This window comes from Streptomyces sp. NPDC001536 (assembly GCF_042894505.1).
In the GTDB taxonomy this organism is placed as follows: domain Bacteria; phylum Actinomycetota; class Actinomycetes; order Streptomycetales; family Streptomycetaceae; genus Streptomyces.
On sequence record NZ_JBIAVQ010000006.1, the window covers coordinates 58,157 to 72,736 of the forward strand.

12 protein-coding genes are annotated in these 14,580 nt (G+C 70.0%); 9 read left to right on the plus strand and 3 right to left on the minus strand.

The window, feature by feature from the left end; genetic code table 11:
* Positions 1-52: 52 nt before the first annotated feature.
* A complete protein-coding gene (locus ACFY0U_RS18100) occupies positions 53-175 on the minus strand; it encodes a putative leader peptide (protein WP_388636368.1) in 123 nt (40 codons plus the stop codon).
* An 88-nt stretch (positions 176-263) separates the two neighbouring features.
* Here ACFY0U_RS18100 and ACFY0U_RS18105 point away from each other — a divergent pair, with 88 nt between their 5' ends.
* Together ACFY0U_RS18105 and ACFY0U_RS18110 are read left to right on the plus strand one after the other, a co-directional pair.
* On the plus strand, positions 264-1,154 hold the full coding sequence (locus tag ACFY0U_RS18105; protein WP_388636370.1) for a hypothetical protein: 891 nt from the start codon (positions 264-266) through the stop codon (positions 1,152-1,154).
* A 4-nt stretch (positions 1,155-1,158) separates the two neighbouring features.
* Entirely contained in the window at positions 1,159-1,446 is a 288-nt protein-coding gene (locus ACFY0U_RS18110) for a DUF1905 domain-containing protein (RefSeq protein ID WP_388636372.1), read from the plus strand.
* Position 1,447: 1 nt separating this feature from the next.
* Here the strand turns inward: ACFY0U_RS18110 and ACFY0U_RS18115 are convergent, their stop codons facing one another.
* Complete coding sequence (locus ACFY0U_RS18115) at positions 1,448-2,311, minus strand: LLM class flavin-dependent oxidoreductase (protein WP_388636374.1); 864 nt, start codon at positions 2,309-2,311, stop codon at positions 1,448-1,450.
* Positions 2,312-2,517: 206 nt separating this feature from the next.
* Here ACFY0U_RS18115 and ACFY0U_RS18120 point away from each other — a divergent pair, with 206 nt between their 5' ends.
* The gene (locus tag ACFY0U_RS18120) at positions 2,518-4,401 is read left to right on the plus strand and encodes a glycoside hydrolase family 5 protein (RefSeq protein ID WP_388637183.1); all 1,884 of its coding nucleotides are present in this window, start codon (positions 2,518-2,520) and stop codon (positions 4,399-4,401) included.
* Between the two features lie 4 nt (positions 4,402-4,405).
* Here the strand turns inward: ACFY0U_RS18120 and ACFY0U_RS18125 are convergent, their stop codons facing one another.
* Complete coding sequence (locus ACFY0U_RS18125; RefSeq protein WP_388636376.1) at positions 4,406-5,587, minus strand: esterase-like activity of phytase family protein; 1,182 nt, start codon at positions 5,585-5,587, stop codon at positions 4,406-4,408.
* Between the two features lie 205 nt (positions 5,588-5,792).
* Between ACFY0U_RS18125 and ACFY0U_RS18130 the strand changes: the two genes are divergently transcribed.
* From ACFY0U_RS18130 to ACFY0U_RS18155, 6 genes are all read left to right on the plus strand, one after another.
* Positions 5,793-6,917, plus strand: coding sequence for a glycoside hydrolase family 19 protein (locus tag ACFY0U_RS18130; RefSeq protein WP_388636378.1), 1,125 nt, complete (start codon positions 5,793-5,795; stop codon positions 6,915-6,917).
* A 12-nt stretch (positions 6,918-6,929) separates the two neighbouring features.
* The gene (locus tag ACFY0U_RS18135; protein WP_388636380.1) at positions 6,930-7,697 is read left to right on the plus strand and encodes an NPP1 family protein; all 768 of its coding nucleotides are present in this window, start codon (positions 6,930-6,932) and stop codon (positions 7,695-7,697) included.
* A 134-nt stretch (positions 7,698-7,831) separates the two neighbouring features.
* On the plus strand, positions 7,832-9,781 hold the full coding sequence (locus ACFY0U_RS18140) for a right-handed parallel beta-helix repeat-containing protein (protein WP_388636382.1): 1,950 nt from the start codon (positions 7,832-7,834) through the stop codon (positions 9,779-9,781).
* Between the two features lie 213 nt (positions 9,782-9,994).
* Positions 9,995-10,987: a phospholipase D-like domain-containing protein gene (locus ACFY0U_RS18145; protein ID WP_388636384.1), complete on the plus strand. Its 993-nt coding sequence runs from the start codon at positions 9,995-9,997 to the stop codon at positions 10,985-10,987.
* Between the two features lie 171 nt (positions 10,988-11,158).
* Complete coding sequence (locus ACFY0U_RS18150; protein WP_388636386.1) at positions 11,159-12,658, plus strand: alpha/beta hydrolase domain-containing protein; 1,500 nt, start codon at positions 11,159-11,161, stop codon at positions 12,656-12,658.
* A 36-nt stretch (positions 12,659-12,694) separates the two neighbouring features.
* Positions 12,695-14,551 carry a hypothetical protein gene (locus tag ACFY0U_RS18155; RefSeq protein WP_388636388.1) on the plus strand — a complete coding sequence of 619 codons (1,857 nt, stop codon included), beginning with the start codon at positions 12,695-12,697 and terminating at the stop codon, positions 14,549-14,551.
* Positions 14,552-14,580: the final 29 nt, after the last annotated feature.

Genomic DNA, 14,580 nt, shown 5'->3' on the forward strand with positions numbered 1-14,580 from the left:
GGACAGGGGGGTGCGCCGGTGCGCGGCGGCAGGGGCGCGGGGACGGGCGGGCTCAGCCGAGCCGGCGGATCGCGCTGCAGACGCGCTGCAGGTCGATGTGGCGGCGGGAGGTCAGAAGAGGCGACAGCCGAGAGGTACGGCTCACTCGGCCCACTGCCGACTCAAGGCGCCCCATGTTTCCCTACCTGTTCACTAGGATTCCCATCTGGAGTGTCGATCGGCCGCGCATCGACGTCAAGAGGGCGTCCACGAGGCGGTCACCGATGCCGGTACGGACGTCCGTCTTCTGGGGTGCGGCGACGCTGGCTACTCTGGGAGCGCGGCCGACGATCCAGGCGGGGGCGGGCTCCATGGCATTGCTGCGCGAGCGCCATCTGAACGCGTCCACGATCGGCGCCACGGGCAACGCCGCCGCCGCGTTACGGCTGCTCACCGGGCTGGAGGCGGACTGCCGCACCCGGCTCGGGGACGACGCCTGGTTCACCCTCGTCGTACGGCACGGTGTCGCGTACTGGACGGGCGTGTGCGGCCGGGCACCGCAGGCCAGACAGCAGACCCAGGACCTGCTGGACGTGTACCGGGAGCGGCTGGACGACCACGACCACCGGGCCCTGCGCCTGCTGCGCGACGACCTCGCCCGCTGGACCGGAGAGACGGGCGACGCCCAGGACGCGGCGCGGCGGTACGCCGAGCTCCACCACGACACCGAACGGATTGTGGGCCCGCAGGCTTCGGAAACCCTCCTGACCCGCCACAACACGGCCTACTGGACGGCGGCCCAGGGTGCCCGCGCCCGAGCCCTGGCCGAGTGCCGCGCCCTCCTCGACGACGAGCACCGGGTCAACGGTCCGGCCCATCCGCACACCCTCGCCGTACGCCACAACATCGCGGGCTGGACCGAGGCCGAGGGCGAACCCCGGGAATCGCTGCGCCAGTTCACCACCCTCCTTGAGGACCGCACCGCCGCCCTGGGGCACGAACACCCGCACACCCTTCTCAACGCCTTCCACGTGGGCCGGCTGACCCGGCACCACCGGGACGCGCCGGCCGGGGACACCCGACTCGCCGGGCTCCTGCCCGTCTTCACGCGCGTGTTCGGCGGGGACCACCCCTGGACGCGGCGGCTGCACCGAGAACTCCAGAGCGGACAATGACCGCATGGAGCTCTCCTTCACCAGCCGCGTCGTCGAATGGCGTGGTCCGGCGCCCTACTACTTCCTCCCCGTACCGGACGAGGAGTCCGCGGACATCCGCGAGGTGGCCGCGATGGCCACCTACGGCTGGGGAGTGATCCCCGTCGAGGCGCGCATCGGCGCGACCACCTTCACGACCTCGCTCTTCCCCAAGGACGGCTGCTATCTGCTGCCGCTCAAGAACGCCGTGCGCAAGCCGCAGAGCATCGCGGCCGGCGACGACGTGTCCGTGCGGATGACCGTCCTGCTCTGACTCAGGCGACCGCCTCGGCGAGCAGGTCGATCTGGTCGAGCCCCGAGCCGGTGGGGACGAAGATGAGTTCGTCGCAGCCGCCGGCCGCGAACGCGTCGACGTAGGACCTCACCATCTGCGCGCTCACCGCGGCGCTGCCCGCGATCTGCTGGGCGAAGTCGCCGAGGAAGCCGTAGTAGTCGAGCAGATAGGCGTCCGCCTGGGCTCGGGCGTCCGGGCCCAGCCCGAAGTAGGCCAGCGACAGCTTGCGCGGCGTGCCCGCGCGCCCGGCCTTCTGCCAGGCGGCGTCGACCCCGGCCGCGGCCTGGGCGAACGTGTCCGGCGAACCCCCGCCCATGATCCAGCCGTCGGCGAACTCGGCGACGCGCCGGAAGCTCGCCTCCGTGGAGCCGCCCAGAATGAGTTCGGGGCCGCCCTCGCGCCCGGGGCGTGGCCCGATCGCCCCGGCGAATCCGTACTCCTCGCCGGCCCAGACGCGCTTCATCTCGGTGAGCTGCTCGTCCAGGCGCCGGCCTCTGCCCTTGGTGGACACGCCACTGGCCGCGTAGTCGTCGTCCCGGCCGCCGAGCCCCACGCCGAGGACGAAGCGGCCGCCGGATATCCGCTCCAGCGAGGCGGCCTGCTTCGCGAGCAGCGCGGAGTTCGTGTAGAGCGGCGCCAGCAGCACACTGGTGGTGAGCCGTATCCGGCTGGTCACCGCGGCCGCGGCGGTGAGGGCGATCAGTTCCTCGTAACCGCCGTACACCAGCCGTCCGATGGTGCCGAGGGTGCTGAATCCGGCCTCTTCCGCCCGCCGGGCCCAGTCGAGAAGGGGCTGGGGATCGGTGCCGGGCACCGTGTTGGGCAGGCCGATTCCGATGTCCATGTGTGCCTCCGTTCATGGGGAGCACGGTCGACGCCATCATGCCCTCGTAAGCCGCGCTTGCGGCATGGGTGCGCACACGCCAACCGGCCGGAACCCACCGGGGCGGCGACCGGCGGCGCTCCAGGACTGGACCAATGCCACCCCACCCTCCATGATGACGCTGCCATGACAATACCGGCGTCACTACGTTCCTCGGGATGGTGGCCATGCTCGGATTCCTCGTCAGGGCCGCACTGGCCGCCGCGCTCCTGGTGACACCGCTGACGACCGCCCCCGAGGCAGCGGCGGCCACACCGGGGTGGACCGCTCCCCTGAGCACCCGGGGCCGCTGGATCGTGGACGCCGACGGCGACCGCTTCAAGCTGCGCTCGGGCAACTGGCACGGCGCCAGCGGCACGTGGAACGGATCGGGCAGCACGGAGGACGACGCGAACCACCACGCCGGGGAGAACTCCGGCCGGATGCCGCTCGGCCTGGACCGCGCGCCCATGGCCGAGATCATCGCCGGTTTCCAGGAGATCGGGATCAACAGCGTCCGCCTGCCCTTCTCCAACGAGATGATCCACGACACCCGCCCGGTCACGGACGGGTCCGTCGCCGCCAACCCCGCCCTGCGCGGCAGCACACCGCTCCAGGTCTACGACGCCGTGGTGGCCGAACTCACCGCGTCCGGCCTCGCCGTGATCCTCAACAACCACACCAACACGACCCGTTGGTGCTGCGGCGTCGACGGCAACGAACGCTGGAACGCGAGTCAGTCCACCGCGGCCTGGGAGAGCGACTGGCTGTTCATGGCCCGCCGCTACCGGGACAACGAGCGGGTCGTCGGCGCCGATCTCTACAACGAGGTCCGTCGCAATGTCTGGGACGACCCCAACTGGGGCCTCGGTGACGACCACGACTGGTTCGCCGCCTCGCAGCGCGTGGGCGACCGCATCCTCACGGAGGCGAATCCGGACCTCCTGATCATCGTCGAGGGCATCAACTGGACCGGCATCCCCGTCGACGGATTCGCCCACGAACGCCCCACCCTGGAGCCGGCGCGCAGGCTGTCGCACACGCTCGTCGACTCCGGCAAGCTCGTGTACTCGGCGCACTTCTACGACTACACCGGCCCGAACCACAGCGGCGCCACCGGCACGGGCGAGACCACCGACCCCCGCTACCGCGACCTGAGTCCCGCCGAACTGATCGACACCCTGAACCGCCAGGCCTTCTTCGTGACGGCGGAGCAGGACCGGCACTTCACCGCCCCCGTCTGGATCAGCGAGTTCGGCGTCGGCGGACGCGACGAGACCGGCGCGAAGCAGCGGGCCTGGTTCGAGAACTTCGTCGACCAACTCGTGCGCACCGACGCCGACTTCGCCTACTGGCCGCTGGTCGGCCGGCACGAGGGCCGCGAGGGCAACGGCTGGGCCCTGCTGCACTGGGACGCGGCGGGCCGCCGTATGGGCGTGTACGACGGTGACGACTGGCGGGCCGCCGCCTGGACCCGGCTCATCGAGGCCGACGGCCGGACCGGGGCGGTGGCCCCCGTACCGGACTGGTCCCAACTCAGCCCCGACCACGGCGACTTCGTCGCGTCACGGCGGATGCGGGCGCTGCCCGACTGGGACTCCGGCGCCCGCAAGGCCGCCTGCCCCGACGGACAGCGACTGCTCGGGCTGAGCCACACCGGCAACCGCGGGCTGTGCTCGGACGTGTCCGCCGGTGCCTTGTGGGATCCGGCGGGCGGACACGAGGTGGTCGTGGACGAGCGGCATGTGGTGCCGGGCCGGGACTGGGCGTCCGGGTACACCAAACTCCAGTGCGCCGAGGGGCAGTTCCTGACCGGGTACAGCGTCCGCGGTGCCGCCGTCTCCGCGGCACTGTGCGCGGCCGCCCCGGCCGGGAGGCTCGGTACGAGCGGTCGTACCGTCTGGTTCGACCGGGGCGACAACAGGGGCACGGGGCCCAGGGGCGGCGACTTCGCGTACGGCCGGTACAAGGGCCAGTGCGCGGACGACGAGTACGCGGCCGGGATCGCGTACACGGGCCGGGTGGGCTCGTCCCGTACGCCGGACGCGCTCTACTGCCGGAAACTCACCTGACCGGTCAGTGGAAGGCCCGCTTGTCGGCGTGCAGCGGCGAGGTGAGGCGGATGGTGATGAACTCGTTGTTGTCCGCCTGGCCTGCCGTACGGCCCGAGGAGAACGGGAAGTTGTTGTCGTTGAGCACGGCCAGCGTCCGGTCGTCGAGGAGGGACAGGTCCTCGATCGTCTGGAACGGGAAGCGGAACGTCGTACCGAAGCCGCCCAGGCCCTTGGGGTTGGCGAGGTCCAGCAGGTCGGCCACCAGGGTCTTGTCGACCAGCCCGTCGCCGTCGCGGTCCCGGGTGTCGACGAGGTAGACCCTCTTGAACTTGGCGGTGTCGCCCTGCCCGCCGTCGCGCTCCACGACCAGGAAGCGGTGCTTGTCGACGGCGATGGCGTCGCCGATGGCGTTGGCGGTGGACTCCAGGCGGTAGACGAAGCGCTTGCCGGTGTAGGCGCGCTTACGCAGGTCGAACTCGCTGAAGCGCAGGTCGCCGGGGGTGTCGCCGGTCACCGTGCCTTCCAGGAGCGGGTAGAGGTGGCGGCCGTCGACGCCGCGGACCATGCCCTCGAAGCCCTTGCTGCTCGCGATCGTGGGCTGGGCGGAGTACTCGGGGGCCCGCACGCCGTCGAGCGCGATCGGGGCCTCCAGCAGGCGGCCCTTGGCGGAGAAGTGCAGCAGGTACGGGCCGAACTCGTCGCCCAGCCACAGCGTCCCGTCGGCAGCCCGCACGATCGACTCGACGTCGAAGTCCGCACCGGTGAGCACCCGGTCGGCCCGCGTCAGCGCGAACGGCACATGGTGGTCCGGGTCGCTGAGGTTGAACCCGCCGACGACGGTGACCTTCCCGGTGCGGGTGTCCGGCTTGATCCGGTGGACGCGGAGCAGGAAGTCGGCGCTGTTGGCCTTGTTCCCGTAGCCGTTGTCGGACAGCGCGTCGAAGGTGCCGTCGTGCCGGTTCACGACCCCGCTGAAGCCCTGCACGGGCTGGTCGGCGAAGGGCGGTGTGATGCCGTTGAACGGGCCCGCGCCGATGGCGGAGCCGGACGGCTCGCTGCCGGGCACGAAGGTCTGGGCCGGCAGGGCGGCGAAACCGGTCAGCGTGGCCTGTCCGAACCCGGTGTGCTCCCGGTCGGCCACCGCGGGCGAGGCAAGGCCCATGGTCAGCGCCGCGGCGGTGACCATGATCGAAAGTCTTCTCATGGCGCGCACAGTAGGGACATTCTATGGCGGGGGCGCCAACACGGGACGAACGTCGGGTACACCGCCTGGCCAGAAGCTCCAACTCGCTTACTTCAATACTTACTTCAACCCTTGACGGGCGTGGTCCATACCTTTAGCTTCACGGGTCAGCAACGCCACGTGTGACGCACTCACCCCCCGACACACTCCAGGAGCGTCCTCAGCCATGCCCTTCTCCGACCGCATACGGTCCCGTACCCGGCTCACGGTCCTCGCCGCACTCTCCGCCGTCCTCACCGCCCTGCTCACCGCGACTCCCGCCCAGGCCGCCTCCGGCTCGATATCCGGCCTCGCGGGCAAGTGCGTCGACGTCGCGGGCGCGAGCAGCGCCAACGGCACCGCCGTACAGCTCTACGACTGCAACGGAACAGGTGCCCAGATCTGGTCCAACTCCGGTGACGGAACCCTGCGCGCGCTCGGCAAGTGTCTGGACGTCGTCGACCGCGGCACCGCCGACGGCGCGGCGGTCCAGCTGTGGGACTGCTCGGGCGGCGCCAACCAGCAGTGGGTGGTCACCGCGGCGCGTGACATCGTCAATCCGGCCGCGAACAAGTGCCTGGACGTCCGGGAGAACAACAGCGCCAACGGCACCCGGCTCCAGATCTGGACCTGCTCCGGCGGCGCGAACCAGAAGTGGAACGCGCCCGCGAGCGGCGGCGGCACCAACCCGTCCGGGTTCGTCGTCTCCGAGGCCCAGTTCAACCAGATGTTCCCGAACCGGAATTCCTTCTACACCTACGGCGGCCTGACCGCGGCCCTCAGCGCCTACCCCGGCTTCGCGGGCACCGGCAGCGACACGGTGAAGAAGCAGGAGGCCGCCGCGTTCCTGGCCAACGTCAACCACGAGACCGGCGGGCTGGTCCACATCGTCGAGCAGAACACCGCCAACTACCCGACGTACTGCGACTGGAGCCGCCCGTACGGCTGCCCGGCCGGCCAGGCCGCCTACTACGGCCGCGGACCGATCCAGCTCAGCTGGAACTTCAACTACAAGGCCGCGGGCGACGCACTCGGCATCGATCTGCTGGGCAACCCCTGGCTGGTGCAGAACGACTCGACCGTGGCCTGGAAGACGGGCCTGTGGTACTGGAACACCCAGTCCGGCCCCGGCACGATGACCCCGCACAACGCCATGGTCAACCAGGCCGGCTTCGGACAGACGATCCGCAGCATCAACGGCTCCCTGGAGTGCGACGGCAGGAACCCGGCGCAGGTGCAGAGCCGCGTCGACGCCTACAACCGGTTCACCTCGATCCTCGGCGTCACGCCGGGCGCCAACCTCTACTGCTGACAAGGCGGCCCGATGCCCAAGTCGACATCCCTCGCACAAGCGCTCCTCGGCGCTGTCGGCGCGCTGACGCTCGTCATGGCGGTCCCGGCGACCGCCCACGCGGACGTCCTGACCCTGCTGCCGCAGAACGCCGACGGACTGGAGCAGACCTTCTCACCCGCGTACGACTACGACGGCGACGGCTGCTACGCCACCGCGGCGATCGGCGCCGACGGCACCCTCAACCCCGGCCTCAAGCTCGGCGGCGCCGTCAACGGCAAGTGCCACGACCCCGCCCAGCTGGCCAACGCCAACACCTACTCGCGGGCGAAGTGCAACAACGGCTGGTGCGCCGTCATGTACGCCAGCTACTTCGAGAAGGACCAGGCGACGCTCGGCCCGGCGGCCATCGGGCACCGGCACGACTGGGAGCACGTCGTGGTGTGGATCAACAACGACCAGGTCCAGTACGTGTCGGTGTCCCAGCACAACAGCTACCAGGTGGCCGCCCGCTCGGCGATCCGTTTCGACGGCACCCACCCGAAGATCGTCTACCACAAGGACGGTGTCTCGACCCACTGCTTCCGCTTCGCCAACGGCAACGACGAACCGGCGGAGAACGCCACCGGCAACTGGTTCTTCCCCCGGCTCGTCGGCTGGAACGGCTATCCGGCCGGCTACCGCGACAAGCTGATCGGCGCGGACTTCGGCTCCGCGACGCTCAAGATCGACGACGGCGACTTCCCGTACCACCTCGCCGCCTCGAAGCCGTCGGGCATCGCGTTCGACCCGTACGCCTGACAGGCGTGGCCGGGGTCTGCCTACTTTGGTAGCCACCCGTCCGTCCGAGGATGGCGGTTCCGTCGACGATCGCCCGATGCCCGCCATCTCCTGCTTCCCCCAGGGTGGAGACACCCGACCACCCAGGGGGAAGCATGGTGATCTCGCGCAATCGGAGGAACGCGGTCGCACTGACCGCGGTGGCACTGGCGATGACGGCCCTGCCGGTCACGGCGTCGGCCGAACAGCCCGCACCCGTACCGCAGTTGTACGTCGCCCCATGGGGCAAGGACTCCTGGCCCGGCACCCTGGACCGCCCCTTCGCCACCCCGGCACGCGCCCAACAGGCCGCACGCGCCCGGGCGCCGGAGCGGACGTCCGGCCTGGTGGTGAACCTGCGCGGAGGGACGTACACCCTCAAGGAGCCGCTGCGGCTGTCGGAGGCCGCGGGCGACTCCGGGGTGATCTACCAGGCGTACGGCTACGGGACCGCTCGGCAGGAGCGGGTCACCCTCAGCGGCGGCCGGCGGATCTCCGGCTGGCGGCCGGACCCTCGGCTGCGCGGGTTCTGGCGCGCGGACGTGGGCGGTCTGGAGACCCGGCAGTTCTACGTCGACGGGCGCCGCGCCGAGCGGCTCACCCGTGAGGGCGCCGGCTTCGAGGGCACGTTGAAGGTGACGAAGAGCGGCTACGTCACCACGAGCACCGTTCCGCGGAGCTGGAAGAACCCCGCCGACATCGAGTTCGTGTACCGCGGCGGCTATGTCGAGGGCCGCTGCGGAGTCGCCGGCGTCTCCGGCACCGCCATCACGATGGACCAGCCGTGCTGGGATCTGGCCCAAGCCCTGTACGGAGGACCGGAGTTGCTCACGTCACCGACGGCCGTCGAGAACTCCCCCAGCTTCGAGGCCGAGCCCGGCAGCTGGTACCTCGACCGCTCCCGCCCCGGTCACCACGAGCTGCTCTACTTCCCGCGTCCCGGTCAGGACATGGGCCGCGCCGAGGCGATCGCCCCGGTCCTGGAGAACCTGGTCACCGGCACCGGCCGACCGGGCCGCCCCCTGCACGACATCGGCTTCCGGGGCCTGACCTTCGCGTACGCCACCTGGCTGACGCCCAGCGAGCCCGCGGGGTTCCCCTCCGCGTGGAGCATGTATCTGCGGCCCGGCAAGGGCGAGGACGCGAAGCTGCTCACGGTGCCCGGCACGGTCGCCTTCCGTACCGCCGAGCGGATCACCCTGGAGGGCAACCGGTTCACCCATCTCGGCGCCCAGGCAGTGGAGTTGTCGCGGAACAGCTCGTACAACACCGTCGACGGAAACGTCATCGCCGACGTCTCCGACGGCGGCATCCTGCTGGGAGTGGTCCCGCCGGACCAGACGGGCACCAACCGCGGCAACCGGATCACCAACAACTGGATCCACCACGTCGGCGCGGAGTACCACTCCGCCTCCGCCGTCTGGGACACCGCCACCCAGGACACCACCATCGCGCACAACCAGGTCGACCACGTGCCCTACACCGGCATCCTGTCCGGCCCCGCCGACGACCTGCGCGGCATCATGCACGGCAATCGCATCCTGAACAACCGCGTCTTCGCGACGAACCGGCTCCTGGCCGACGGCGGCGGCATCTACCTTCGGGGCGAACAGGGCACCTCATTCGCCGACGGCGCCGTCATCAGCGGCAACGCGGTGACGAGCAGCAGGTACGGCGAGTGGAACGTCGGCATCTACACCGACGACAGCACCAACTGGACCACCGTGGACGGCAACGCGGTCTACGACTATGTCGCCGCCATCGGCGGATGCAGCGAGGAGTGGGGCGACCGCCCGGTGCGCAACGTCCGCTACCGCGGCAACTTCTGGGACGACGCGGTGCCCTCATGGCTGGAGCGGCGGGACTTCCCCGGAGCCTGGCCCCCGGCCGACAAGGAGCACCCCGACGAGGGCTGCGGGGACCCGCACGACCTCGAGTTCACCGACAACACCCTGCTGTCGCCGCAGAGTCCGGAGAGCGCCTGCGCGGCCGACGCCGGCTGCGCCGCCGTGCTGGCGAACGCAGGGCCGCTGCCGCGCCATCGGGAACGGCTGGGGATGCGCTGAGGCACCTGCGCAACTTGGCGCCTACGAAGTCTTTGCGATCTCACGGGAAGTACATGAACCCCCTCCCACCTGGGCGAAGTCCCCTTTGCCCAGCTGTACGACGGGCCGGTAACCCCGCGTTTACCGGCCTTCTCTTCCTCGACGTTCTACGCGCGTGGTGTCCTGCATCCGCCCACTCCCCCACCTGGGCACCAACTCGACCAGGAGTCACGCATGTTGTGGAAGTTCCTCTGCCGCGCGGGTGTCACCCTGACCGCCGGCGCCGCGGTCGTCGCCACGGCCGTCCCCGCGAACGCCGCGAGCTACTCCGCCTTCGCCTTCTCCCGGAGCGGCACCCAGCCCGCCATCTACGACTTCATCAACTCGGCCGCCACCTCCCTCGACATGACGATGTACGAGCTGGAGGACACCACGGCCGTCGACGACCTCATAGCCCTGGAGAACAAGGGCGTCACCGTACGGGTGGTGCTGGACGGCGCGCACAAGTCGGCCAACCAGTCGGCGTACGACGCCCTGACGGCCGCGGGCGCGGGAGTCGTGTGGTCGTCCTCCTCGTTCGTCTACACCCACCAGAAGACGATCACCGTGGACGGCACCAAGTCGCTCATCCTCACGGGCAACCTCACCTCGCAGTACTACGCGACCGGCCGTGACTACGGCGTGTTCGACGACGACAGCCGTGACGTCGCCGCGATCGAGAAGGTGTTCGCCGCGGACTACGCCGGTACCGCGATCACCCCCACCGACGGCGACCACCTCCTGTGGTCGCCGACCGACTCCCGCAACCGACTGCTGTCCCTGATCGACGGCGCCACCAAGACCCTGGACGTCGAGGAGCTGGAACTGAGCGACAGCGCGGTGGTCGACGCCCTGGTGGCCAGGGCGCAGGCGGGCGTGGCCGTCCGGGTCGTCCTGGAGAGCCCGTCCGGCTACGCCACCCAAGTCTCCGCGATCAAGGCGGCGGGCGGCACCGTCGTCGGATACTCCGACCCCAACGGCTTCTACATCCACGCCAAGGCGATGGTCGCCGACTACGGGCTGTCCACCCAGGCGGTGGAGGCGGGCTCCATGAACATCAGCAGCAACTCACTGAGCAACAACCGGGAGTTGGGCATCATCCTCACGGGCACCGGGGTGGCCCAGCCCGTGGCCACCACCATCGAGACCACGTTCGCCGGCGACTACGCGGGCGGCACCGCCGCGTAGCTCCCGGGGAGTTGGCCGGCCGCAGCCACCTGGCGATGACCGCGGCCGGCCAACCCCTTGACAGAGCCACAGGCTTCACACAGCATCCCTAATTAACCATCTAGTACGTACATAACTTGCGTTCGTCCGCCGCTCGTCCGCCCGCCGCCTCAGGACAGACAGGGGAGCGCCATGGCCCACAGACGGCTCACGGCCCCACGCCGTATCCGCACGCTCCTCCTGACCCTGCTGCTGGCGTCCAGCAGCGTCGCGTTCCAGCAGTCGTCGGCCGCCCCCGCCGCCCCGAGGGTCCCCGTACCGTCACTGACCGGCCCCCTCCCGGTCACGGCGTCCTCACGACCGTTCGACGCGACCCCGGTGGACCTGGCCGCACACGGCTACGTGGAGCAGGAGTTCTTCCTGAAGGGCACGGCGAACCTGTACGACTACGACGCGAACGGCAACGTCGTCGTGACCGCGTCGAACGCGCCGTACACGAACCGCATCGTCGTCCGCCGCCCCGCCGATCCGAAGAAGTTCAGCGGCAGCGTGGTCACCGAGATCCTCAACATGACCAGCGGCTGGGACCTGAACCGCATGTGGTTCACCTCGCACGACCAGTACCTGCGCGACGGCGACGCCTACGTCGGTGTCACCAGCGCCCCCAACACCGTCGAGGCACTGAAGCGTTACGACCCGCAGCGCTACGCCGACCTCTCCTGGGCCGACCCCCGCCCCGCCGCCGAGCGCTGCACCGGCACCGCGCTGAACTCCTCGGCGGCCACCGACGGCGGCCTGATCTGGGACATCTTCAGCCAGGTCGGCGCCGCCCTGAAGAGCCACGGCCGCGACAACCCCCTGCGCGGCCTGGACGTCGAGAAGGTGTACGCCACCGGCTATTCGCAGTCCGGCAGTTATCTCGTGCGCTACCTCAACGCGATCCACCCCAAAGCGAGGGTCTACGACGGTTTCCTCGTCGCCGCCGTGATCCCGCCCCGCCCGCTCGGCAAGTGCTCCGCCGAGATCCCGCTCGCCGATCCCCGCAACATCCCGCGGCCGACCCGGGAGCCGGTGATCCGGGTCCAGACGGAGACCGACTTCTTCTGGGACGGCGGCTACTCCCGACGCCCCGACGCGGACACGCGGGAGGACAGGTACCGGCTCTACGAGGTCCCCGGCAGCGCGCACTCGTACTCGTACACGGCGAGCTTCCAGCCGTCGCCCGAGGACCTGAAGAAGGCCGGGTTCACCGCCAACTACTACAACAGCTGCACCGGCCCCGGCCTGAGCACGGACTTCCCCGAGCACTACCTCTTCAACGCCATGCAGGTGAACCTCGACGCCTGGGCCCGGCACGGCACCGCGCCCCCGCACGCGCCGCGCATCCAGGTGGACGGCGACGGCAGGACGGTCGTCGACGAGCACGGCAACGCCCTCGGCGGAGTCCGCTCACCCTGGCTGGACGTGCCGATCGCCACCTACCACCCCACCACCACCCCGGACTCCTGCCGACTGCAAGGTCATCGAGTGCCGTTCACCACCGGGCAGTTGACCGCCCTGTACCCCGACCACGGGTACTACGCCCGGGCGTTCATGCAGGAGACACAGCGCCTCGTCCGTGAGCGATGGCTGACGCCGGAAGACGGCGACGCCGCCGTCAACACGGCCGCGAACTCGAGCATCCCCCGCTGATCAGTAGGTACATGGGCAGGCAAGGAGGCCGCCTTCATGACCGCTACCAGACGCCAACTCCTGTGCGGCGCGGCCGCGTCCGCGATGACCTTGGGCATGGCGACACCCGCCGTCGGAGCGGAACCGGAACAGGCCCGGCCCCTCGACGGCCGACCGTTCCCCGCGTACGACTACAGCCGCGCGAACAAACTTCCCCGGGAGATGACCGGTTACTGGGAGAAGACCTTCGACATCGGCGGCACGCCCCGCACCGCAAAGGTCTACCTCTCTCCCGAGACCCCGATCCGCTCCTACTTCACGGTGATCGCGGTTCCCGACGGCGTCAACACCGGTGATTTCCTCCGGCGTTCGGGCTGGCGCGACATCGCCGACGAACGCGAGGAGGCCCTGTACGTCCTCGAACCGGGTGCCGGCGGCTGGTCGGACGCGGAGTCCGAACTCGCCTACGTCGAGGCGGCGATGGCCTTCTTCGAGTCCAACCGCTATTTCTCGATCTTCGGCGAGCACTATGTCGTCGGCTACGGCACCGGCGCCCCCGCCCTCGAAGCCTGGGCGGTCGCCCACCCGCTGCGGGTCATCGCCCAGGTGTACCTGAACTCCCCTGGCCTTCCCGGCACTTATCTGGACTCCTACGCCGGTGTCGAGTTCGACGGCACCACCGCGCCCACCTACACCACCGTGGTCTTCCCCGAGGGTTTCCGGCTCATCCGCCACGACGAAGTGGTGCTGCCGACCTGGTACGTCCGCCCGGACGAGAGGTCCGTCGGCGCGAGTCTGTCGTACTGGAAGCACGCGAACGACACCGTGGCCACCGGCGAGCGGGACGGCGCACTCGGCACGGTCTACCGGCAACGCCGCGGATCCGGCCGGTGGATGACCTCGCACGCGGGCCCGATCTCGGCGGTCGCGGTCCAAAGGCGCCCGGTCACGACCGACCGGATCGTCGCCTTCCTCACCCGTTACACCCGCTACGAGAACTTCTTCGCCTACGGCAACCAGCTCTACGACCGCGCCGACTACCGCCGCCTCGGAGTGGAGGTCCGCACGATGACGGTCGGGGGGTACGTCCGTGAGTACCTGGTCCATGTCCCCCGCTCGGCCCACCGCATCTGGCGCGGCAAGGCCCCCGTGGTCTTCGTCTGGCCCGGCAACAGCCAGACGGACAAGGTGTTCATGGACGCGGCCCAGTGGTGGGACGTCGCCGAGCGCGAAGGCGTCATCGTCGTCATCGTCTGCGAGCAGTACAGCAACACGTCGGTCTCGGTCAGCCACCGGGACTCTCGCGCGTTCTTCCAGCAGCTGCGCGAGGTGCTGCTGGACGAGTACCCCGTGGACCCGACCCGCTTCTACTCCACCGGCCAGTCTGCGGGCAGCGCGGTGACACAGACCTTCGCCATCGCCTTCCCGGAGTACTTCGCCGCGGTCGCCTCGACGTCGTTCACCGTGGCCCCCGACGCGGCAGGCACGATCACCCTCGACGGCGTCGCCCACCCCGCCGCCCGTCGGCTCGTCCCCACGTACCAGATCTACGGCTACGGCGACCTCGCCTTCCTCGAAGGCACTCTCTGGGACGACATCGACAACCAGCTCGACGCGTGGGCGCGCTACCACCTGGAGGTCGACGGCCTGGCCCTGGGCGACGCCGACGGTGTCCTCAGTGGTTGGCACGACCGCTTCCGGACCTGGACGTGGAACGCCCCCGGCTCGGACGTCCCGGTCCTCGGGCTCACGAAGAACAACTACCGTTCGCACAACACCACACCCGAGGAGACACCGCTGCTGTGGGACTTCCTGCGGCACTACAGCCGCAGGACCGCTCCCGACGGCACGGTGACGCGCTACTACAGCGCGTCGGGATTCCGGCGGGCGGGGGACGTCATCCGCATCGTCTGAACGCATTCAGCGGGTCTGCCGTAGTCGGC

Bases quoted from the DNA above. Each gene is read 5' to 3' on its own strand.
- ACFY0U_RS18100 (WP_388636368.1), bottom strand. From the start codon at position 175: ATGGGGCGCCTTGAGTCGGCAGTGGGCCGAGTGAGCCGTACCTCTCGG.
- ACFY0U_RS18105 (WP_388636370.1), top strand. From the start codon at position 264: ATGCCGGTACGGACGTCCGTCTTCTGGGGTGCGGCGACGCTGGCTACT.
- ACFY0U_RS18110 (WP_388636372.1), top strand. From the start codon at position 1,159: ATGGAGCTCTCCTTCACCAGCCGCGTCGTCGAATGGCGTGGTCCGGCG.
- ACFY0U_RS18115 (WP_388636374.1), bottom strand. From the start codon at position 2,311: ATGGACATCGGAATCGGCCTGCCCAACACGGTGCCCGGCACCGATCCC.
- ACFY0U_RS18120 (WP_388637183.1), top strand. From the start codon at position 2,518: ATGCTCGGATTCCTCGTCAGGGCCGCACTGGCCGCCGCGCTCCTGGTG.
- ACFY0U_RS18125 (WP_388636376.1), bottom strand. From the start codon at position 5,587: ATGAGAAGACTTTCGATCATGGTCACCGCCGCGGCGCTGACCATGGGC.
- ACFY0U_RS18130 (WP_388636378.1), top strand. From the start codon at position 5,793: ATGCCCTTCTCCGACCGCATACGGTCCCGTACCCGGCTCACGGTCCTC.
- ACFY0U_RS18135 (WP_388636380.1), top strand. From the start codon at position 6,930: ATGCCCAAGTCGACATCCCTCGCACAAGCGCTCCTCGGCGCTGTCGGC.
- ACFY0U_RS18140 (WP_388636382.1), top strand. From the start codon at position 7,832: ATGGTGATCTCGCGCAATCGGAGGAACGCGGTCGCACTGACCGCGGTG.
- ACFY0U_RS18145 (WP_388636384.1), top strand. From the start codon at position 9,995: ATGTTGTGGAAGTTCCTCTGCCGCGCGGGTGTCACCCTGACCGCCGGC.
- ACFY0U_RS18150 (WP_388636386.1), top strand. From the start codon at position 11,159: ATGGCCCACAGACGGCTCACGGCCCCACGCCGTATCCGCACGCTCCTC.
- ACFY0U_RS18155 (WP_388636388.1), top strand. From the start codon at position 12,695: ATGACCGCTACCAGACGCCAACTCCTGTGCGGCGCGGCCGCGTCCGCG.